The sequence below is a fragment of the Neopoerus faecalis genome (assembly GCF_029218125.1).
Classification (GTDB): Bacteria; Bacillota; Clostridia; order Oscillospirales; family Oscillospiraceae; genus Oscillibacter; species Oscillibacter faecalis_A.
The window spans coordinates 259,512-278,767 of the sequence record NZ_JARFXX010000003.1 but is presented as its reverse complement, the minus strand read 5'-3'; the positions used below and the strand labels follow the sequence as shown (position 1 = coordinate 278,767).

The 19,256-nt window shown below is 54.9% G+C and carries 16 protein-coding genes; 10 read left to right on the top strand and 6 right to left on the bottom strand.

The annotated features are described in order from the left end of the window. The first annotated feature begins 306 nt into the window (after positions 1-306). The 4 genes from PY311_RS05590 to PY311_RS05575 all read left to right on the top strand — a co-directional run bounded on the left by PY311_RS05590 (position 307) and on the right by PY311_RS05575 (position 4,122). Complete coding sequence (locus PY311_RS05590) at positions 307-612, top strand: MobC family plasmid mobilization relaxosome protein (protein WP_286147699.1); 306 nt, start codon at positions 307-309, stop codon at positions 610-612. Between the two features lie 5 nt (positions 613-617). Next, positions 618-2,066 carry a relaxase/mobilization nuclease domain-containing protein gene (locus PY311_RS05585; RefSeq protein ID WP_286147698.1) on the top strand — a complete coding sequence of 483 codons (1,449 nt, stop codon included), beginning with the start codon at positions 618-620 and terminating at the stop codon, positions 2,064-2,066. After that, on the top strand, positions 2,066-2,350 hold the full coding sequence (locus tag PY311_RS05580) for a hypothetical protein (RefSeq protein ID WP_286147697.1): 285 nt from the start codon (positions 2,066-2,068) through the stop codon (positions 2,348-2,350). Before PY311_RS05585 ends, PY311_RS05580 begins: the two co-directional genes overlap by 1 nt. Positions 2,351-2,430: 80 nt before the next feature. Continuing rightward, positions 2,431-4,122 carry a recombinase family protein gene (locus tag PY311_RS05575; protein ID WP_286147696.1) on the top strand — a complete coding sequence of 564 codons (1,692 nt, stop codon included), beginning with the start codon at positions 2,431-2,433 and terminating at the stop codon, positions 4,120-4,122. A gap of 146 nt (positions 4,123-4,268) precedes the next feature. Here the strand turns inward: PY311_RS05575 and PY311_RS05570 are convergent, their stop codons facing one another. Then, the gene (locus PY311_RS05570; protein WP_286147695.1) at positions 4,269-4,394 is read right to left on the bottom strand and encodes a hypothetical protein; all 126 of its coding nucleotides are present in this window, start codon (positions 4,392-4,394) and stop codon (positions 4,269-4,271) included. 1,122 nt (positions 4,395-5,516) lie between these two features. Between PY311_RS05570 and nifJ the strand changes: the two genes are divergently transcribed. After that, complete coding sequence (nifJ, locus tag PY311_RS05565) at positions 5,517-9,038, top strand: pyruvate:ferredoxin (flavodoxin) oxidoreductase (protein ID WP_286147694.1); 3,522 nt, start codon at positions 5,517-5,519, stop codon at positions 9,036-9,038. A 392-nt stretch (positions 9,039-9,430) separates the two neighbouring features. On the opposite strand, the gene PY311_RS05560 is transcribed toward nifJ, so the two are convergent. After that, a complete protein-coding gene (locus PY311_RS05560) occupies positions 9,431-9,856 on the bottom strand; it encodes a hypothetical protein (RefSeq protein WP_286147692.1) in 426 nt (141 codons plus the stop codon). Next, positions 9,819-10,226, bottom strand: coding sequence for a hypothetical protein (locus PY311_RS05555; protein ID WP_286147691.1), 408 nt, complete (start codon positions 10,224-10,226; stop codon positions 9,819-9,821). The genes PY311_RS05560 and PY311_RS05555 overlap by 38 nt, the downstream gene beginning before the upstream one ends. A 299-nt stretch (positions 10,227-10,525) precedes the next feature. Here PY311_RS05555 and greA point away from each other — a divergent pair, with 299 nt between their 5' ends. Beyond that, positions 10,526-10,993 (top strand): transcription elongation factor GreA, encoded by a 468-nt coding sequence (gene greA / locus PY311_RS05550; protein WP_286147690.1) that lies wholly within the window; start codon positions 10,526-10,528, stop codon positions 10,991-10,993. A gap of 10 nt (positions 10,994-11,003) precedes the next feature. Further along, positions 11,004-12,506 carry a lysine--tRNA ligase gene (gene lysS / locus PY311_RS05545; protein WP_286147689.1) on the top strand — a complete coding sequence of 501 codons (1,503 nt, stop codon included), beginning with the start codon at positions 11,004-11,006 and terminating at the stop codon, positions 12,504-12,506. A 204-nt stretch (positions 12,507-12,710) separates the two neighbouring features. Here lysS and PY311_RS05540 read toward each other — a convergent pair whose 3' ends face one another. The 3 genes from PY311_RS05540 to PY311_RS05530 all read right to left on the bottom strand — a co-directional run bounded on the left by PY311_RS05540 (position 12,711) and on the right by PY311_RS05530 (position 14,054). After that, on the bottom strand, positions 12,711-13,133 hold the full coding sequence (locus PY311_RS05540; protein WP_286147687.1) for a DUF2000 domain-containing protein: 423 nt from the start codon (positions 13,131-13,133) through the stop codon (positions 12,711-12,713). Between the two features lie 109 nt (positions 13,134-13,242). Beyond that, positions 13,243-13,428, bottom strand: coding sequence for a helix-turn-helix domain-containing protein (locus PY311_RS05535; protein ID WP_286147685.1), 186 nt, complete (start codon positions 13,426-13,428; stop codon positions 13,243-13,245). Between the two features lie 377 nt (positions 13,429-13,805). Then, positions 13,806-14,054, bottom strand: a complete 249-nt coding sequence (locus tag PY311_RS05530; protein ID WP_286147684.1) for an AraC family ligand binding domain-containing protein — start codon at positions 14,052-14,054, stop codon at positions 13,806-13,808. A gap of 720 nt (positions 14,055-14,774) precedes the next feature. On the opposite strand from PY311_RS05530, the gene PY311_RS05525 reads away from it, so the two are divergent. The 3 genes from PY311_RS05525 (at position 14,775) to topA (ending at position 19,228) form a co-directional block, all read left to right on the top strand. After that, positions 14,775-15,536 (top strand): TrmH family RNA methyltransferase, encoded by a 762-nt coding sequence (locus PY311_RS05525; RefSeq protein WP_286147683.1) that lies wholly within the window; start codon positions 14,775-14,777, stop codon positions 15,534-15,536. 18 nt (positions 15,537-15,554) lie between these two features. After that, positions 15,555-16,730, top strand: coding sequence for a DNA-processing protein DprA (gene dprA, locus PY311_RS05520; RefSeq protein ID WP_286147682.1), 1,176 nt, complete (start codon positions 15,555-15,557; stop codon positions 16,728-16,730). Positions 16,731-16,795: 65 nt separating this feature from the next. Then, positions 16,796-19,228: a type I DNA topoisomerase gene (topA, locus tag PY311_RS05515; protein ID WP_286147681.1), complete on the top strand. Its 2,433-nt coding sequence runs from the start codon at positions 16,796-16,798 to the stop codon at positions 19,226-19,228. Positions 19,229-19,256: the final 28 nt, after the last annotated feature.

Genomic DNA, 19,256 nt, shown 5'->3' with positions numbered 1-19,256 from the left:
CCCCATGCAGGAACGCCGAAAAAGCGCTGTGTGAAGGGAGAAAAATTCCTTAAAAGCCAGCAGAAGAAACATTTTATTTCTCTGCCGCAGATGGAAAATTCCTCTGCGTAAGCCGTTATTCCCAATAGGCGCAGAGACTCCCTGTTACGGGAGCTTTTATCACCTCCGTTGGAGGTGGCCAGCATCGCATTTGTCTGGTCTGCGGCGAAGCTGCTGCCCTGCCAAATGCACTGGGCGGGGCATGGCCCCGCACCCCATTTTCGGGCAGAAGCCCGGACTCACTTTTAGCTACGATTGGAGAAAAACATGAAAAAAGATATCAAATTCAGCACGCGCATGGCGTCCGCTGACCGCGAGAAGATCAAAGCGCTGGCGGCGAAGGCCCACATGTCCATGAGCGACTACGTCACTGCCTGCTGTCTCGGAAAGCGGATCGTGGTCATCGACGAACAGAAAGAACTGCTCCGCCAGCTCAAGGGCATCGGCAGCAACATCAACCGCCTCACCGTCCTCGCCAACATGGGCAAGGTGCAGGTCATCGGTCTGGAAAAAGCTGCCGGTGAGCTGTCCGAGGTCAGCGTTGCGCTACGGTCAGTCATGGAAGGTCGGTGAGCCGTATGGCCATCGTACATTTCGTGAACTACAAAAAGGGCACACAGTCCCGCGCCGCCATGCGCGGCGTGATGCTCTACGTCATGCAGGAAAAGAAAACCGCATGGGAGGGCGGGGCGCTCGTCAGCGGCATCAACTGCCAGCCGCAAAGCGTCTATGACGACTTCCTGAACACGAAACTGCTCTACCACAAGGACGGCGGCACGATGTTCTATCACTTGGTGCAGAGCTTCCCAAAAGGTAAAATGATTGATCCACGGCAGGCCCACGAAGCCGCGCGGCGGCTGGCGGAATACTTCGACGGCTGCGAGGTGCTGGTCTGCACCCATGTAGATCGCGAGCACGTCCACTCTCACTGCGTCATCAACTCCGTCAATTTCGAGACCGGCAAAAAGCTGCACATGGCGAAGGAACAGATTCAAGAACTGATGCGGCGCAATGACGTGATCTGTCTGGAGATGGATCTGCCGGTCTTTGAGCCGACCGCGCAGCAGGCCCGCGGCATGAGCGGCGCGGAGTATCACACAGCGCTGAAGGGACAGAGTTGGAAGCTTCGGCTCATGAACACCATTGACGAGTGCATGAAATACGCCGCCGACAAGGACGCCTTCGTTTCCCTGATGGCGTCCGAGGGCTACGCTGTCCGCTGGGAAAGTGGGCGCAAGTACATCACCTACACCACGCCGGACGGCATGAGATGCCGCGACAGCAAATTACATGAAGAAAAGTACTGCAAGGAGGTCATGGAGCATGAATTCAGAATACGCACAGAGCTCATCAAGAGAAAATTTCATCGAGCAGCGGAAACCGATGGAGGAATTGAAACGGCTGAATCAGCCGAGCAGCGCGCCGCAGCCGCAGTCGATCCAGCCCATCGTGATCCAGTGCGATCTGCCGCAGGCGATGAGCAAGCTGGCGGAGCAGGCAGACGGAATAAACTGGGAGCTGGAGGAAATTCGGAAGGCCCTGCCGGAGCTGAAAACGCACGTCGACCTGACACCGGTGCAGAAGTCGCTCACGGAGATGCAGAGATCGCTGACAGAGATGAACAGACTGCTGGAACGGGTTGGGAATCTGAGCGAGAAATATTCCTCCAAGTGGATCGACTGGCTCCCGGACTTCAGCCTGCTGGTGGCCCTCAAGTGGATCATGCTGATGCTGATCCTTGGCACGGCGGCACTGGCGGGTTGGTATGGCGCGGCGGCGATCCGCGGCCTGTTCCTCTGATTCCCGCCGTGGCAGGACTGTCTGCCGTAGGAACACTGCTGGATGAGGACGAGGACGCCGAGGAAAAGCGGCGGCGCATGGAGGCGAAAATCGCCGCCGAAAACCTCGGCGCGGCGATCGGCTTCGCCGCGGGCGCGGCTATGGCTGTGAAAGAAAAATTGGACGAGCAGTCTGCGCGAGAAGAACAGAAAAAGCAACAGCATGAGCAAACCATGGGAGGATTGTAATGAAACAGGATTGGGAAATTTATCGTGACACGGGCATCCTCGGCGCCTACCGGCCGGAGCAGGTCATCCTGCGCCGCTCCGAGGACGGCGGCGTGGAAACGTTGTTCCGTGACAGCACAGCCAAATGGGAGGGCGATGACCTCACCCGTCAACGGGCGATGCTGGTTGGTGGGAAGTGCTTCTTTGTGACCTCCGTATTCCCCGGCGGCGCATCGGCAACACCCACAGACAAGCTCCTGCAGCTCATCGACACAAAGTTAGAGCGGGAGCATCATGAGCAGTAAAATTCCGGTAGACTTGCGAGAGCCGGTGCGGTATACTTCGTGTTACCGTACCGGCCTGCCCCAACGAAAAGGAGGTAACTATGGCAGGTCAAGAAAATCAGCAATACACCGTACTCTACGGACGGCTCAGTCAGGAGGACGAGCGGGCCGGAGAGTCCAACAGCATTCAGCACCAGCGCACCCTGCTGGAGAAATACGCAAAAGAAAAGGGCTTCGAGAACACCATCTTCCTTGCGGATGACGGCTACTCTGGTACGAACTTTGAGCGGCCTTCATGGAAAAAGATCATCGTGGAGATGATCGAAGTGGGACAGGTGGCGAACCTCATCGTAAAGGACGCCTCCCGCTTGGGGCGAGAATCCCTTCAGGTGGGCTACTACATGGAGATATATTTCCCCCAGAAGAATGTCCGCTTCATCGCGGTCAACGATGGCGTGGATTCCACGGTGGAGAGCAGCAATGACTTCAACCCCATCCGCAACTGGGCCAACGAGCTTCACGCCAAGGATACCAGCCGCAAGGTCCGTGCGGTCATGAAAATGAAAGCGGAGCAGGGAGAGCGGCTGGGCGGCAGACCGCCCTACGGCTATCGGAAAAGTGATGGTGACGCCAACACGCTGGTTCCGGACGAGGACACCGCACCTGTGGTGAAGCGCATCTTCTCTCTCTGCGCCGCTGGAAACGGCCCCAAGCGAATCGCCACCATCCTCACCAAAGAGCAGGTGGTGAACCCGTCCAACGCCTACTACCGCAAGACCGGGAAAAGCCATCGGGGACTGGACACCACCAGACCCTGCCTGTGGTCTTCCAACAGCGTCACCAGCATTCTGAACAATGAGGTCTACCTCGGACACTCGGTTGGACTGCGTACCACTACGATCTCCTACAAAAACAAGCAGCGTGTGGAGCGCCCTGAAAGTGAGCGGTTCGTGGTGAAGAACACCCACGAAGCCCTTGTCACGCAGGAGCAGTGGGACATCGTGCAGGAGGTGCGTCAGCACAAAAAGCGTGTCCCCAAGCACATGGACGAGCCGAACATCTTCTCTGGACTGGTGTTCTGCGCGGATTGCGGCAAGCCGCTGGTGCTGCACAGAGCCAGCACGATGAAGCGGACGGAGTACAACTTCAAGTGCTACACCTACGGCAAAAAGGGCAAGACCGTCTGCACGCCGCATCACATCCGGGAGTTTGAACTGAAAGCCGTTGTGCTGGAGGACTTGCGCCGGGTGACGCACTTCGCGCGGATGAAGGAAAAGCAGTTCGCCGCCTACATCGGCAGCAAGAATACGCTGGAGTTGCGGCGTGAGATGAACACGATCCAAAAAGATCTGGATACCATGCGGCGGCGCAGAGAGGAACTGTCCAAGCTGTTCAAGCGGCTCTATGAGGACAATGTGCTGGGGCGGGTGACCGATGAGCAGTACCGGATGCTGGCGGGCGATTACACCGTCGAACAGAAAGCGTTGGAGGAACAGATCCCCGAAAAGGAGGCCCGGTTGGAAAAGCTGAAAGCCGCCTCCGCCAATGTGAACACGTTCGTTGAGAAGGCGAAGCAGTATACCGCCATCGACGAGCTGACGCCGGAGCTGCTGCGCCTGTTCATCCAGCGGATCGAGGTAGGCGAGCGGACGGAGAAATACTCCCGCAGCTCCCACCAGAGCATCCGCATCGTGTACCGCGACATCGGCACGGTGGACAGCGCGATGGAGCAGGGCGAGGCGCAGCCGCGCATTGCGCCGCCCCTGAGTGAGGTATTCCAGCTTCCCGCATAAAAAAACAGAGAAAAAAAGCAAGAAAGCGGACAGCAAACGCTGTCCGCCCCCTTGCAAGATATGGTGTCAACTTGTGTCCCTATGAACATTACCCGAATGGTTACAGGGTTTTTATTTTGTCAGGTACACACGAAGGTACACACTTTTCATTTTGCCTTGATAATTTCAGAAAATGCTTCTTCAGTAAAGGCGGCTGCCTTCGCCAAATCTCCGGCCATTTGATGTCCGTAGATCCCATCAGTATCCATATCTTGACTGTGCCCAATTGTCATCTTCTTTAGCCCCTCCAGCATCTCTTTGTTGACGCTGACATAGGTGTGCCGGAGTTCGTAGAGCGATACCACGGGGATATTATTGGACGTGCAGTAACGTCGCCAACAACGGTAGAATCGGTTTCGAGTTTTTCTCAGGCTTCTTTTTCCTGATCAATGGAGGGCTTGAGAACGAGATCAACAATCGTTTTAGCGTCAGAATTAACATCTAAACTCACGGCTCAAATAAGTACGAACAACAATATAATATGATTTTCGGAATCAGCTTCAAATAAGGGCTCAAAGTATGACATAAGGCTCGATATAGAAGAAGTATTTACTTGGGTTGGAAAGGTATTGTGATATAAGATCGACATTTTCGAAGAATCTACTTCTGCTGAGTTGGAATTGAAGCCTTCGGTTTCATGTGCACTATATTTGGAGCCAAAGGCTTTTTAGGCATTCGATATTTATTGATTTTACAATTACCATCTTCATATTTTTTTGTTGTATTTTCACGAAGACCAATGAGCTTTCCGACTTTTGCTCTGGAGTATCAGTTGGCTTTTCAAGCTAAATATAGACGGTGGCCAACAGGTTTATTGAAATTGTTGTTCATAACAGAACCTGCTTCTGTTCTGCGGCAGCGGGCAGCTTGCTTGAGAGACTGCAGCGTTTTATGGCAAAAGCAGCAATACCATTATTTCATAGCAGATTATTAGGAAAAGCTATAGTTCATGAACGTGAACTTGATGCGGAACTTTTCCGGTTTTGACGGTTATTATACCGAATTTGCTGTATTTACAGCATTTATGGAGGGAAGAAGGTCATATATTTGCCAAAACAAGACACAGGACCGGAGTGGAGATGCGATATGCGGTAAATAAAAATGATGGGAATATTTTACCAAATTGTAAATATTTTCACAATTTGAAGCATTTTGGACTTGCAAACTTATAATGTGTAGAGTTATAATCATGTGAGGACCGGGCTGTGTCCAATAAAATGCCTCCAATGTGATTGGGAGCGTTTTCAAGGATGCAGCTTGATCAGTAGGCTGATCCGCCCAATATGGGCTCCACATCAAAGGGTGGAGAGCCGCCGTGTTCAATACAGGGAAGAAAAATAGGAGGAATTACGTTCATGGCAAAAAACAAAATGTTTAAAACGATGGACGGTAATGAAGCTGCCGCATACGTGTCTTATGCGTTTACTGAGGTAGCTACCATTTACCCCATCACTCCTTCCAGCCCCATGGCTGACCATGTGGATGCGTGGGCTGCCAACGGCAAGAAGAACCTGTTTGGCCAGCCCGTAAAGCTGGTCGAGATGCAGGCGGAGTCCGGCGCGGCCGGCGCAATGCACGGCTCTCTGGAGACCGGCTCCCTGACCAGCACCTACACCGCTTCTCAGGGCCTGCTGCTGATGATCCCGCCCATGTACCGTATCGCCGGTTCTCAGCTGCCCGGCGTTATGCACGTCTCTGCCCGTACCGTGGCAACCCACTCTCTGTCCATCTTCGGTGATCATTCCGACGTTATGGCCTGTCGCCAGACCGGCTGGGCACAGCTGGCTTCTTCCAGCGTGCAGGAGGCTATGGATATGGCTGCCGTTGCCCACCTGTCCGCCATCAAGGGCTCCATCCCCTTCCAGCATTTCTTCGACGGCTTCCGGACCTCTCACGAGATTCAGAAGGTCGAGGTTCTGGACTATGAGGATCTGGGCAAGATGCTGGATTGGGACGCTGTTCAGCGCTTCAAGGATCATGCCCTGAGCACCGAGCATCCCACTCTGCGCAACACCCTGCAGAATCCCGATACCTTCTTCCAGTCCCGCGAGGCCTGCAACAGCGCCTATGATGCGCTGCCCGCCATTGTCGAGGAGTACATGGGCAAGATCAACGAGGTCACTGGCCGCGACTATCAGTTGTTCAACTACTACGGTGCTCCCGATGCTGAGCGCGTTGTGGTGGCTATGGGCTCCGTCTGCGAGACCCTGCTGGAGGTTGTTGATTATCTGATGGAGCGCGGCGAGAAGGTCGGCTTCATTCAGGTCCATCTGTTCCGTCCCTTCTCCATGGAGCGTCTGCTGGAGAAGATTCCCGCTACCTGCAAGTGCCTGACCGTTCTGGACCGCACCAAGGAGCCCGGCGCTCCCGGCGAGCCTCTGTATCTGGATGTGTGCGACGCTCTGTGGGAAGGCAAGCGTACCAACATCGAGGCTCTGTGCGGCCGCTATGGCCTGGGTTCCAAGGATACCACTCCTGCCCAGATGAAGGCCGTGTTCGACAACATGAAGGGTGAGAAGAAGAACCACTTCACCGTCGGCATCAACGATGACGTTACGCATCTGTCCCTGCCCGTTGGCGAGAATATCGTCACCGCCGGCAAGTCCATCATCTCCTGCAAGTTCTGGGGTTTGGGCTCCGATGGTACCGTTGGCGCCAACAAGAACTCCATCAAGATCATCGGTGACCACACCGACCAGTACGCTCAGGCTTACTTTGAGTATGACTCCAAGAAGTCCGGCGGCGTTACCAAGTCCCACCTGCGCTTCGGCCATGAGCCCATCCACAGCACCTACTATGTTACCATGGCTGACTTTGTGGCCTGCCACAAGACCTCTTACATCAAGGACTTCGATATCGTCTCCGAGATCAAGCCTCACGGCACCTTCCTGCTGAACACCAGCTGGACCGGCGCTGAGCTGGAGGAGCACCTGCCCAACCGCGTGAAGCGTCAGATCGCCGAGCGTGAAATCAACTTCTACACCATCGACGCTACCGCTATCGCTATGGAGCTGGGTCTGGGCAACCGCACCAACACCGTGCTGCAGGCTGCCTTCTTCAAGCTCTCCGGCATCATCCCCATCGAGGATGCTGTGAAGTACATGAAGGACGCTATCATCAAGTCCTACTCCAAGAAGGGCCAGAAGATCGTCGACATGAACAGTGCCGCCGTTGACAGAGGTGTTGACGCTGCCGTGAAGATCGACGTTCCCGAGTCCTGGAAGACTCTGGCTGACGATACCAAGGCTCCCGACGCAAGCCTGCCTCACTACATCCGTGAGATCCAGATCCCTGTCAACAAGCAGGCCGGCGATGCCATCCCCGTGAGCGAGTTCATGCCCTACGCTGATGGTGTTACCCCCTCTGAGACTTCTAAGTATGAGAAGCGCGGCATCGCTGTGAAGGTGCCCAAGTGGATCCCCGAGAACTGCATTGGCTGCAACAAGTGCGCTCTGGTCTGCCCCCACGCCGCGATTCGTCCCTTCCTGCTGAACGCGGAGGAAGAGGCTGCAAAGCCTGCCGCCTTCGTTACCAAGGAGGCCAAGGGCAAGGGCTTTGAGGGCTTGACCTTCCGTATGCAGGTCGATCCTCTGGACTGCCAGGGCTGCGGCGCCTGCGCCAATGTCTGCCCCGCCAAGGAGAAGGCTCTGGTCATGGAGCTGCTGGATACCCAGATGCCCGAGCAGGAGAACTGGGACCATGCTCTGACTCTGTCCACCAAGGCCAACCCCATGGACAAGTTCACTGTTCGCGGTTCTCAGTACGAGCGTCCTCTGTACGAGTTCAGCGGCGCCTGCGCCGGCTGCGGCGAGGCTCCTTACATGAAGCTTATGTCTCAGCTGTTCGGTGACCGGATGTTCGTTACCTCTGCTACCGGTTGCGCTTACGTTGTGGGTTCCTCCACTCCTTCCTTCCCCTATGCGGTCAATGAGAAGGGTCACGGCCCCGCAAACTCCAACTCTCTGTTCGAGGATAACGCCGAGTATGCTCTGGGCATGAAGCTGTCCATCGACCAGATGCGCCGTCAGATGGCTGCTCACGCCGAGGCTGTGGTGGCTTCTACCTCCGACGCTGCTCTGAAGAGCGCTCTTGAGGCTTGGCTGGCTGAGGGCGATAACGGCGACAAGACCCGTGCTCTGTCCGAGGCTGTTGTGGCTGCGCTGAACGCCACTGCTGAGACCTCTGATGATATCGCCTTCCTGAAGGCCAACAAGGATGCTCTGCCCAAGAAGAGTGTCTGGATGTACGGCGGCGATGGTTGGGCTTACGATATCGGCTTCGGTGGTCTGGACCATGTTCTGGCCTCCGGCGCTGACGTGAACGTCCTGGTGGTCGATACCGAGGTGTATTCCAACACCGGTGGTCAGGCTTCCAAGGCCACTCAGCTGGGTGCCGTGGCTCAGTTCGCCAACGGCGGTAAGAGAACCGGCAAGAAGGATCTGGGTGCCATCGCCATGACTTATGGCAATGTCTATGTTGCTCAGGTCGCTATGGGTGCCAACGAGCAGCACCTCATCACGGCTTTGAAGGAAGCCGAGGCGCATCATGGCCCCTCCATTATCATCGCTTACGCACCCTGCATCAACCACGGTATCTCCAAGGGTATGAGCCAGGCTCAGCTGGAGGAGAAGGAAGCCAGCGAGTGCGGCTATTGGCCTCTGTGGCGCTATGTGCCCGAGCTGAAGGCCGAGGGTAAGAACCCGTTCATCCTGACCAGCAAGGAGCCCAATGGCAAGCTGCTGGACTTCATGATGGGCGAGACCCGTTTCGCTGCTCTGACCAGAACCTTCCCCGAGACTGCCAAGGTTCTGTTTGCCGAGGCTCAGGAGTTCTGCGATGCTCGTTACGCCAGATACAAGCATCTGGCTGAGCAGTAATTGCAGATTAGAAACAGTTACGAAATTTGTGTGAAAGCCAAATTTCATATCTGATGTAATGAATACCACCCGTGTTTCGGCAAAAATCCGAAACACGGGTGGTTTCTTATTTGGAGAGCCCTATATTACAAGGCTTTCCACTTTTTCATAGATGGTCGATACATAGCCGGGAAACATCAAAATTGTGAAGACGTTTTTTGTACGTCAACAATGCTGTATAAACACGGTGTTTCTATATGTCTCCGCATAATTTCAACTGCTTGTGAGGACTTATATTTTAATATTTAATGTGGGAGAATCTCATTGTAAGGTTGTAAGGTAAGTATTCTGACGTCGGATTACTTGCGGAGAGAAGCGTCCTCCAGAGCCGTGACTGCCGTTTTACCAATTGCTCACATTGATAGAAAACAGGCCCCGGGATTTCCTCGGGGCCTGTTTTTAAGACACACAAGAACGCACCTTTTGTTTGCACTTTTGCAGGAGAATTTTACATGGAGCAGATGGTTCAGATATATCTGAACCATCTGCTCCATGTCCAGGTTGGGAACCTTGACCGGTTCCTTATTGTAGGAATCGATTTCTCCGTTGAAATATTTTGCCAGCTCCGTCATCGGGCCACAAAGATCTCGAATATCCTGAGCCACCGTATCGCTGCCATCACCCAGCACCTGATAGGATAGCGAGCTGCCGTCCGATGTAAGAGTCAGATTGCCCAAGGTTTTGAAATCAGGACCATCATAGGTGATGTTGTTTAAGTCCAGATTCTTTCCGAGGTCATAGTTAGGAATATTGATGGAACCAACCGTAGTAGGTGACATTCCTATCTGAATCCGTGGACGAATCAAATACTTCAAATACCGGGAGAATTAAATCCGTAGAAGGTGGATTGGACTGAGAATAGGTTTCGGCGTAGGTCTGATTACTGTAGATTTGGATAATCGCATTAAAAATATCTGCATTTGCTCCCTCTAAGTCGAAAACATCGGCAGTCGGTATGGGAAAGGCATCCCACATTACATCTTCCCCTGTAAGCAGAATCCAATCATCCGTTTCTGTCTTTTCAGAATCGGGAGCTTGAATTTCCTCAGAGGGCTGCTTGTCCTGATTGTCAGGCGTGTCATTTGACTGAGAGGGGCTTTTTCCGCAGGCAGCACAGGAACAAATCAGCAAGGCAGACAAAATCAACAAAAGCTTCTTTTTTATTCCATTTTTGCCGCTGTTAAGGTATTTGACAGCGGCGATCCTCCTTCATAATAAAATATAGAACCGATTGCTTTGAATGGTCTGGTACCTTAGCTATCTTATAACAAAATACGGGAATTGTCGAAAGGGGAAGTGTTGCCTCTATAGAAAACGGCCCCTGATTCTGTTGCCCTTGACAATTTGCGGAGCACTTATTATAATAATAAACTATGGTAAATTAGGTGTATTGTGTGCGGAGACGCCGTATACTTCACCAAACAACGATAAACGAAAGGAACGGCTGTATGGAAAGAGAATATAAAATGAGCGCAGCGCGCGCTCAGGAACTTCAGGAGGAACTGAATTATCTGAAGACAACCCGCAGCGATGAGGTTGCGGAGCAGATCAAAATCGCCCGCGGCTTTGGCGACCTCAGCGAGAACAGCGAGTATGACGAAGCCAAGAACGAGCAGGGCAAGCTGTACTCCCGGATTGCAGAGCTGGAGGAGATTTTGCAGCATGTTGTGATCGTGGACGAATCTGCGGCGTCCGATGCCATCACCATCGGCTGTACGGTCACGGTCCGGGCCAAGGACGGCAAGGAGGCCAGCTATAAAATCGTCGGCTCTCAGGAGTCCGATCCGATGCACGGCATTATCTCCGAGGAATCCCCCTTCGGCAAGGCCCTAATCGGCGCCAAGGAGGGGCAGGAGGTCATCGTGGAGGCACCCTTCGGCAACATCCATTATACGGTCGCAAAGATTGAGCGCTGAGGAGGATACGATGGCTGAACAGAAGAATCCGCAGACCCAGCCGGAGCTGAGCCTGTCTGAGCAGACCCGTATTCGCCGGGAAAAGCTGGCAAATCTTCAGGCCGAGGGCCAGAATCCCTTTGAAATCACGCGCTTTGATTGGGATGCTACCTCTCAGCAGATCAAGGATCACTTTGACGAGATGGAGGGCAAGCCCGTTAAAGTGGCGGGACGGCTGATGAGCAAGCGCGGCATGGGTAAGGTCTCCTTCTGCGATTTGCAGGACCGGGATGGCCGAATTCAGCTTTACGCCCGTCAGGACGAGATGGACGAGGCAGTCTATAAGAAGTTCAAGAAGTATGACATCGGTGATATTGTCGGCGTTGAGGGCGAGGCGTTCCGCACCCAGCGGGGCGAGATGAGCGTTCGCGCCAAGAATATCATTCTGCTGTCCAAGTCCCTGCTGCCTCTGCCGGAAAAGTTCCACGGCCTGCAGGACAAGGAACTGCGGTTCCGTCAGCGGTATGTGGATCTGATGGTGAACCCGGAGGTAAAGAAGAACTTCGTTATCCGTTCTCAGTTCATCAAGCATCTGCGGAATTATCTGGATGATATGGGCTATATCGAGGTGGAAACGCCTGTGCTGAATACCATCGCAGGCGGTGCCGCTGCCCGGCCATTTGTCACTCACCACAATACGCTGGATATTGATATGTATATGCGGATCGCCACGGAGCTGCCCTTAAAGAGGCTCATTGTCGGCGGCATGGACCGGGTGTACGAGATCGGCCGCATCTTCCGCAACGAGGGCATGGACCCCAAGCACAATCCTGAGTTCACAACTGTGGAGCTGTATCAGGCCTACGCCGATTTCCACACTATGATGGATATTGCCGAGGGTGTGTACACCACCTTTGCCAAGAAATATCTGGGCACCTATGAGCTGGAATGGATGGGGGAGAAGATCGACCTGACGCCCGGCTGGCCCCGGATGACCATGGTGGAGGCTGTCAAAAAGTACGTTGGCATTGACTTTGACGCCATCTCCGATGACGCGGAGGCTGTGGCCGCCGCTAAAGCAAAGGGCGTGGAGCTGGCGGATGCTGCCGAAAAGACATGGGGCAATGCCCTGTATGCCTGCTTTGATCAGCAGGTCGAGGAGCATCTGGTGCAGCCCACCTTTATTACCATGTACCCGGTGGAGGTCAGCCCCCTGACCAAGCGCAGCCCTGCTGATCCCCGACTGACGGAGCGCTTTGAGTTCTTTATCTGCCGCAGTGAGATGGGTAATGCTTACTCTGAGCTGAATGACCCTATCGACCAACGGGAGCGCTTTGAAAAGCAGGTGGAGCAGCGGGAGCGCGGTGACGATGAGACCGAGATGCTGGATGAGGATTTCCTCACCGCCATGGAGTATGGTATGCCTCCCACGGGCGGCATGGGTATGGGTATCGACCGCGCTGTGATGCTCTTTACAGGCACCGACACGATTCGAGAGGTCATCCTGTTCCCGACCATGAAGCCTTTGGACTGATTTGAAACATTAAAAACCTTGATTTATCAAGAGATTCAGCGTTTTTAAGTTGCCATTTTTGCGGTTTGACTACAATTTGACAACAAATGAAAACCGGTAAAAGGTGCTGAAATATCAAAAACCGCGTGCGTGATTTTAAAATCACGCACGCGGTTTTTTGATTGTGTTGTTGCCGCACAATCAAAAAAGTCACTGATCGTCGCATCACCGCAGCAGCGGCATACTGCCGGTCAGTTGATTGACCTTCTTTTTGGCACCGCAGATGGCAAGGCCGAGATAGTTAAGACTATTTTCGGGAGCTTGTGTCATCCGTTCCGCAAATTCGGTGTAGGTCTTGCAGCTTTGCGCTAAATCGGAGAAATCCACAACTGTCAGTTCCTGAAATTCCAGCAGATACAGCCGTTCGCGCAGCACTTTGATGGCCTCCGAGGTGCTTCTGAGAATAGGGACAGGGAATTCGATAATTCCGAGATGGCTTTGGCCGCTTGCATCCTCGACCGCTGCGCCGACAACTTCCGGCAGTGTTTTCCCAAGGGTAATTCCCAAAATGGCTGCGGTATTTGCAATCAGACCCAATGGCAGCCCCTCGTCCATAACAATCACACATTTTTCATTTTCTAAGCTCATACGCTTCCTCTTTTTCTTTGAATTGGGAAGGAAAAATATGAAAAATGCTGCAATAGAACGGTGAGAAAGGAAAGATACTTTACACAGAAAAAGGAGGCTTTCTGCTCCCTTAATGCCGGAAGCTATCCTGATAAAGACCGGGTGACAGGCCGATAAAGCGACTGAAGCAGTTGGTAAAGTGGCTTTGATCGGAAAAACCGACCTGCAGCGCGGTATCAACGGGGGAGACTCCCTGTTCCGGCAGCCTTTTTGCGGCCCCGATGCGAACGCTCTCCAGATAGCCGTAGGGAGTCAAGCCCTTGTACTTAGTAAAGGCCCGCAGCAGTGTAGATTACTCACAACGGCGCAGCGGCAGATGTCATTCAGACAGATGTACTCCGCAAAATGCTGTTCCATGAACCGACAGGCCGCTTCGATTTCCACCCGGCATTCTGGTGTGTGCGCTTCAAAAGGACAGCTACAGTAGGGAAGAAGCAGCGAGATCAGCAGAAGCAGCAATTTCTCCCTATGGAGCGTACACGCTTTCCCCATGACTGCTTCGTGCAGGCGGCGTAGGCAGCGAGCGGCCTCCTTGTCGGCAATGACTGCCGGGGAAAAAGCGGGAAGTGCTCGTTTCCCGGTTATCTCTTCCACCAAGGTGAGCATGGTTTCCCTTGGGATATTAAGCCCCCGTTAATCCATTGCACCTTTATCACTTTGCACGCAGGCGTGTGTATCCCTGAGGTTAAAGAGCACGATGTTCCCCGGGCGCAGCGAGTAGACTGTACTTCGACAGGAGAGACTGCGGCGCCCCTTCTCTATGAGGCCGATGACATAATATGCGTGGAAGTGACTTGGAAAGGGCTGCGCGATTCCCTGAAAGCGAAAGACCTCTAATTGCAGCGCTGTGTCATAAACGGCGGTTCGTATTCCTTTTTTCATATCGCCCTCCCGCGTCATATTTTATCACCCGCCCGATTAAAAAGGCTTGTAAAATAGCTTCATTTTGACCGAAGACTAAAAGAGACGAAAAATACTGAATTTGGAAAGATTGTAAAGTGATATCATTTGTCAGTATTTCTGCTTGCCAGATAAAAGATTACGTCGGCCTCGGCATCTGTCAGTGGGATATTGACGCGGTTCGGATAGCCGCCCTGAAGTTGGCCATAGTCAGTAGTAAAGCATGGCAGCGAGGAGGCGCAGACAACCTCGTTAAATACATCGGCGTCTGTCTGGACCAGAAATTTGGAGACAGGCATTTTTTCGCGGCAAATGGTGTCCCAGAAGCCGAGCTCCGAGCGGAGCAGAAAATTGAAGCCGTGGAGTGGTTTATGTCCATTCTGTGATTGCATAGAAAAAACTGAAAATCGCTATTACAGCAGCAGGCCGATACAGTTGTATCGGCCTGCTGCTGTTTCTGTGTTTTGCAGGCAGATTCGAATGTATTCCAACGTTTGGAGGGTATGATTGGGCTTGCCGGACAGATGCGGTCTGCTTTCCGGGAGGGCAGGGTGGCTTTGAGGGGGAAATGTTTTTTATTTTATAATGTATCGCGGAAAGTTTGCTTGACAATCCAGTCGGATACCTTTATGATATATGCGTTTAAGATGTGATACTCTGCTGTTTGAGGCGTAATAGCGTTTTTGGGAAGGGAGGCGGCTGATGGAGACCATTACAAGCAGACAAAATCCGCTATGTACCCATTTGCGGAAACTATCGTCCTCCGCCGCCTACCGGCGCCAGTGCGGGGAGTTCCTCTGTGACAGCCCCAAGCTGCTTCAGGAGGCGCTGCTTTGGGGTTCGGAGCTCCATACCGTGGTGGTCACGGCGGGGACGGAAGCTCCGCCGCTGCCGAAGGGTGTACGGCTGGTTGAGGTCCCGGCGGATGTGATGCGGTCCGTTTCTCCCATGGAGACCCCTCAGGGGACGCTGTTTACCTGCGCCATCCACACGGAGCCGCTGCCGGAAACGCTGGCGGGCCGCCGCTATGTGGTGTTGGACACCTTGCAGGACCCCGGCAACGTGGGCACCATCCTCCGCACGGCGGACGCCTTCCATGCCGATGGAATGTTTCTGGTGAACGGCTGCGCGGATCTCTATAACCCCAAGACCCTCCGGGCTACCATGGGAGCGGTGTTCCGCTGCCCGGTGTGGACGGTGGGGGCGGAGGAGCTGTCCGCTCTGCTGAAAAAGAGCGGCATTCCTCTTTACGGCGCGGCGCTGCGGGAGGATACCCTGGACGCCCGTGCGGTGGATTACAACCGCTGCGCCATTGCCATCGGCAGTGAGGGCCGGGGACTGACGGAGGGCGTGTTGGCCCTCTGTGACCGGACGATCAAAATACCCATGAGCGAGCACTGCGAATCGTTGAACGCGGCGGCGGCAGCCACGGTCCTGCTGTGGGAGGCCGCCCGGAATGACTGAACGGGGAGGACGCGGGATATGCTGAAATATTGGGTATGGCTGTCGGAGTTGAAGGGCCTGCGGAATCAGACCAAGCTGGCGCTTCTGCGCCGCTTTGGCGACCCGGAGAGCATATTCTACGCGGACCCCGATGAGCTTTCCCTGACAGAAGGGGCCGACCTCAGTCAGCTAAAGCTGCTGGAAAATCACGAGCTTGCACAGGCAGACCGCATTCTGGCGGATTGCCAGCGATTGGATATCGGATTGCTGACATTTTCCGATGCGGCCTATCCGGGGCGGCTGAAGAATATCTATGACCCGCCGGTGCTGCTGTACTATAAGGGCAAGCTGCCGCTGCTGGACGATCTGATGTCCGTGGCGGTGGTAGGCACCCGGGACTGTACGCCCTACGGCGTGAACTGCGCGGAGAAGCTGGGCTTCGGACTTGCCTCCGGCGGCGCGGTGGTGGTGAGCGGTCTGGCAAAGGGCATCGACGCCGCGGCCACACGGGGCGCTCTGCGTGCCGGCGGCATTACCATCGGCGTTACAGGCAACGGTCTGGATGTGCACTATCCCTATGAAAGCCGGTATCTTTACGAGGATGTGGCAGCATCCGGCGTACTGCTATCGGAGTATCCGCCGGGAACGGAGCCGGCGCCGGGGCATTTCCCGGTGCGGAACCGTATTCTTTCCGGTCTGTCCTTAGCGGCTCTGGTGGTGGAAGCGCCGGAACGGAGCGGTGCGCTTATTACCGCCGCTACGGCGCTGGAGCAGGGCCGGGATGTATTTGCGGTCCCCGGTCCCATCGACGCACCTACCAGCGTGGGCTGCAACCGCCTGATCCGGGACGGCGCGGGGCTGGTAACGGATGCGTCCGACATTTTGCGGGAGTATGAGGGCCGCTTCACTTTGAATCTGAAAGAGGCGCGGGAGGAGCCGGAGACCTTGGGCTATCAGGCCCGGATGGTGCCGGAGCCGAAGCCCGTGGCCCCTGCCCTCAGCCTGTCCCGCAGCGATGTGGAGCTGACGGACGACCAGATCGCCATTTTAAAGGCACTTTCCGACACGGAGCCGATGCAGGTGGATGACCTCACCGAGCTGGTGGACATTCCCACCCGCCGGGTGCTCTCCGCCCTGACGGTCCTTGAAATCGACCAATATGTGGTCCAGCACGCGGGCAAGCACTATACCCGCGCCGTGACCCTTACAGAATAAACGCGCTCCTGAGCACGATCAGAATATGAAAACGCGGCTTTTGAACAAAGCCGCCGGAGGTAACTATGGCAAAACAGAGCCTGGTCATCGTGGAGTCTCCTGCGAAGGCCAAAACCATTGGAAAATATCTGGGCAAGGACTATGAGGTAAAGGCTTGCATGGGCCATCTCCGGGACTTGCAGAAAAGCAAACTCAGCGTGGATGTAGACAATGACTTCGAACCGGTCTACAAGCCCATCAAGGGGAAGGAAGCCATCATTTCCGACCTGAAAAAATCTGCCAAGGCGGCGGATACCGTGTACCTCGCAACCGACCCGGACCGCGAGGGCGAGGCCATCAGCTGGCATCTGAAAAGCCTTTTGAATTTGCCGGATGAAAAGACGCACCGTGTCACCTTCAATGAGATCACGAAGAATGTGGTGCGGCAGAGCATTGAACATCCCCGGGACATCGACCAGAATCTGGTGGACGCCCAGCAGGCCCGGCGTATTCTGGACCGGCTGGTGGGCTATCAGCTCAGTCCCCTGCTGTGGAAGAAGATCAAGCGGGGCCTGTCCGCAGGACGGGTCCAGTCCGTTGCCACCCGAATGGTGGATGACCGGGACCGGGAGATCGAAAACTTCAAGCCGGAGGAATATTGGACGCTGGACGCCAACCTCACCGGCAATGACGTGAAAAAGCTGCCCTTCTCCGCCCGGTATCACGGGAAGAACGGCAAGAAGGCAGAGCTGAAGTCCGCCGCCGAGGTGGAAGCCGTGGTAGAGGAGACGAAGAATGCTGTCTTTACCGTCAAGTCCGTGAAGCGGACGGATAAGAACCGTTCTCCCTCGCCCCCCTTTACCACCTCCACCATGCAGCAGGAGGCCAGCCGCAAGCTGTCCATGACCCCCCGCCGCACCATGGCCATTGCCCAGCAGCTTTACGAGGGCGTGGATATTGAGGGCGAGGGCACCGTGGGTCTGATCACCTATATGCGTACCGACTCTCTCCGCATCAGCGAGGAGGCTGTCGCCGCCGCCAAGGAATTTATCGTGGGGCGCTACGGTCAGCAGTACTATCCCGCCAAGGGAGCCAATCACTATAAGGCCAAGGCCAGCGCCCAGGACGCCCACGAAGCTATCCGCCCCAGCAATGTGAACTGGACGCCGGAGATGCTGAAAAAGGACCTCACCGGCGAGCAGTACCGGCTCTATAGGCTGGTCTGGAGCCGCTTTGTGGCCTGTCAGATGGCCAACGCTGTGTACGACAGTGTCTCCGTGGAGATCGATGCGGCGGGACACAGCTTCCGTACCAGCTCCTCCAGCCTGAAATTCTCCGGCTACACTGCCGTGTACGAGGAGGGCAAGGACGATGATAAAGAGGAAAAGGAACCCACCCTGCCGCCGCTGACGGAAGGGGAGACGCTGGACCTCAAGAGCTTTGGCCGGGACCAGCACTTCACCCAGCCCCCGGCCCACTATACCGACGCCACGCTGATTCGGGCCATGGAGGAGCAGGGCATCGGCCGTCCCTCTACCTATGCCCCCACGGTGTCCACCATTCTGGACCGGGAGTATGTGGTGAAGGAGGGAAAGTACCTCCACATCACCAATCTGGGCCGGGTAGTGACGCAGCTCATGGAGGAGCGGTTCAGTGACATTGCCGATTTGAAATTCACGGCCAATATGGAAAAGAAGCTGGACGATGTGGAGACCGGCTCTGTGAAGTGGAAGTCCGTGCTTCGGGATTTTTACGGCAATTTTGCCGAGAACCTCAAAAAGGCGGAAAAGGACTTGGAGGGCGTTTATATCAAGGTGCCTGACGAGGTCTCCGAGGAGATCTGCCCCGTCTGTGGGCGGAATCTGGTGGTGAAATCCGGCCGGTTCGGGCGGTTTTTGGCCTGCCCCGGTTTCCCGGAGTGTAATTTCACCATGCCGCTGGTGGTGGAGATGCCGGGCCGCTGTCCCAAGTGCGGCGGGCGGCTGTTCAAGCGTACCGGCACCAGTCGAAAATCCGGTAAGCAGTACACCTATTACTGCTGCGAGCACACCAATAACCGGGTAGCCGGCGGCGCGACCTGCGATTTCATGACATGGGATGTGCCGGTAAAGGATGATTGTCCGATTTGCGGCAAGACCATGTTCAAGCGGGCAGGCAAGGGCTACAAGCGGCCCTACTGCATCAACCCGGAATGTCCCAACTTCCTGCCGGAGGACAAGCGCGGCTACCCCAAGAAGCAGGCAGAGGCGTCCGCCAACGCGGAGGAGGCTCCTGGCGAGTCTGACACACCGGCAGAGGAGAAGCCTGCTAAGAAAACGACGGCGAAGAAGGCTGCCGCCAAGGCCGCTGAAAAGAAGGCCGCCGCAAGAAAAACGGCGGTGAAAAAGGCAGAGGGCGAAGCGGCAGAGAAGAAGCCTGCGGCGAAAAAGACAACTGCCAAGAAAGCCGCTGCCAAAACTGTCGCAAAGAAAACAACAACGAAAAAGACAACGAAAAAAACTGCGGAGGCCGGGGAGTGACCGGCTTTCCGCAAGAATGAAATAAAGG

Excerpts from the sequence above, each read along its gene's own strand:
- PY311_RS05590 (WP_286147699.1), top strand. The coding sequence starts at position 307 with ATGAAAAAAGATATCAAATTCAGCACGCGCATGGCGTCCGCTGACCGC.
- PY311_RS05585 (WP_286147698.1), top strand. The coding sequence starts at position 618 with ATGGCCATCGTACATTTCGTGAACTACAAAAAGGGCACACAGTCCCGC.
- PY311_RS05580 (WP_286147697.1), top strand. The coding sequence starts at position 2,066 with ATGAAACAGGATTGGGAAATTTATCGTGACACGGGCATCCTCGGCGCC.
- PY311_RS05575 (WP_286147696.1), top strand. The coding sequence starts at position 2,431 with ATGGCAGGTCAAGAAAATCAGCAATACACCGTACTCTACGGACGGCTC.
- PY311_RS05570 (WP_286147695.1), bottom strand. The coding sequence starts at position 4,394 with ATGACAATTGGGCACAGTCAAGATATGGATACTGATGGGATCTACGGA.
- nifJ (WP_286147694.1), top strand. The coding sequence starts at position 5,517 with ATGGCAAAAAACAAAATGTTTAAAACGATGGACGGTAATGAAGCTGCC.
- PY311_RS05560 (WP_286147692.1), bottom strand. The coding sequence starts at position 9,856 with ATGTCACCTACTACGGTTGGTTCCATCAATATTCCTAACTATGACCTC.
- greA (WP_286147690.1), top strand. The coding sequence starts at position 10,526 with ATGGAAAGAGAATATAAAATGAGCGCAGCGCGCGCTCAGGAACTTCAG.
- lysS (WP_286147689.1), top strand. The coding sequence starts at position 11,004 with ATGGCTGAACAGAAGAATCCGCAGACCCAGCCGGAGCTGAGCCTGTCT.
- PY311_RS05540 (WP_286147687.1), bottom strand. The coding sequence starts at position 13,133 with ATGAGCTTAGAAAATGAAAAATGTGTGATTGTTATGGACGAGGGGCTG.
- PY311_RS05530 (WP_286147684.1), bottom strand. The coding sequence starts at position 14,054 with ATGAAAAAAGGAATACGAACCGCCGTTTATGACACAGCGCTGCAATTA.
- PY311_RS05525 (WP_286147683.1), top strand. The coding sequence starts at position 14,775 with ATGGAGACCATTACAAGCAGACAAAATCCGCTATGTACCCATTTGCGG.
- dprA (WP_286147682.1), top strand. The coding sequence starts at position 15,555 with ATGCTGAAATATTGGGTATGGCTGTCGGAGTTGAAGGGCCTGCGGAAT.
- topA (WP_286147681.1), top strand. The coding sequence starts at position 16,796 with ATGGCAAAACAGAGCCTGGTCATCGTGGAGTCTCCTGCGAAGGCCAAA.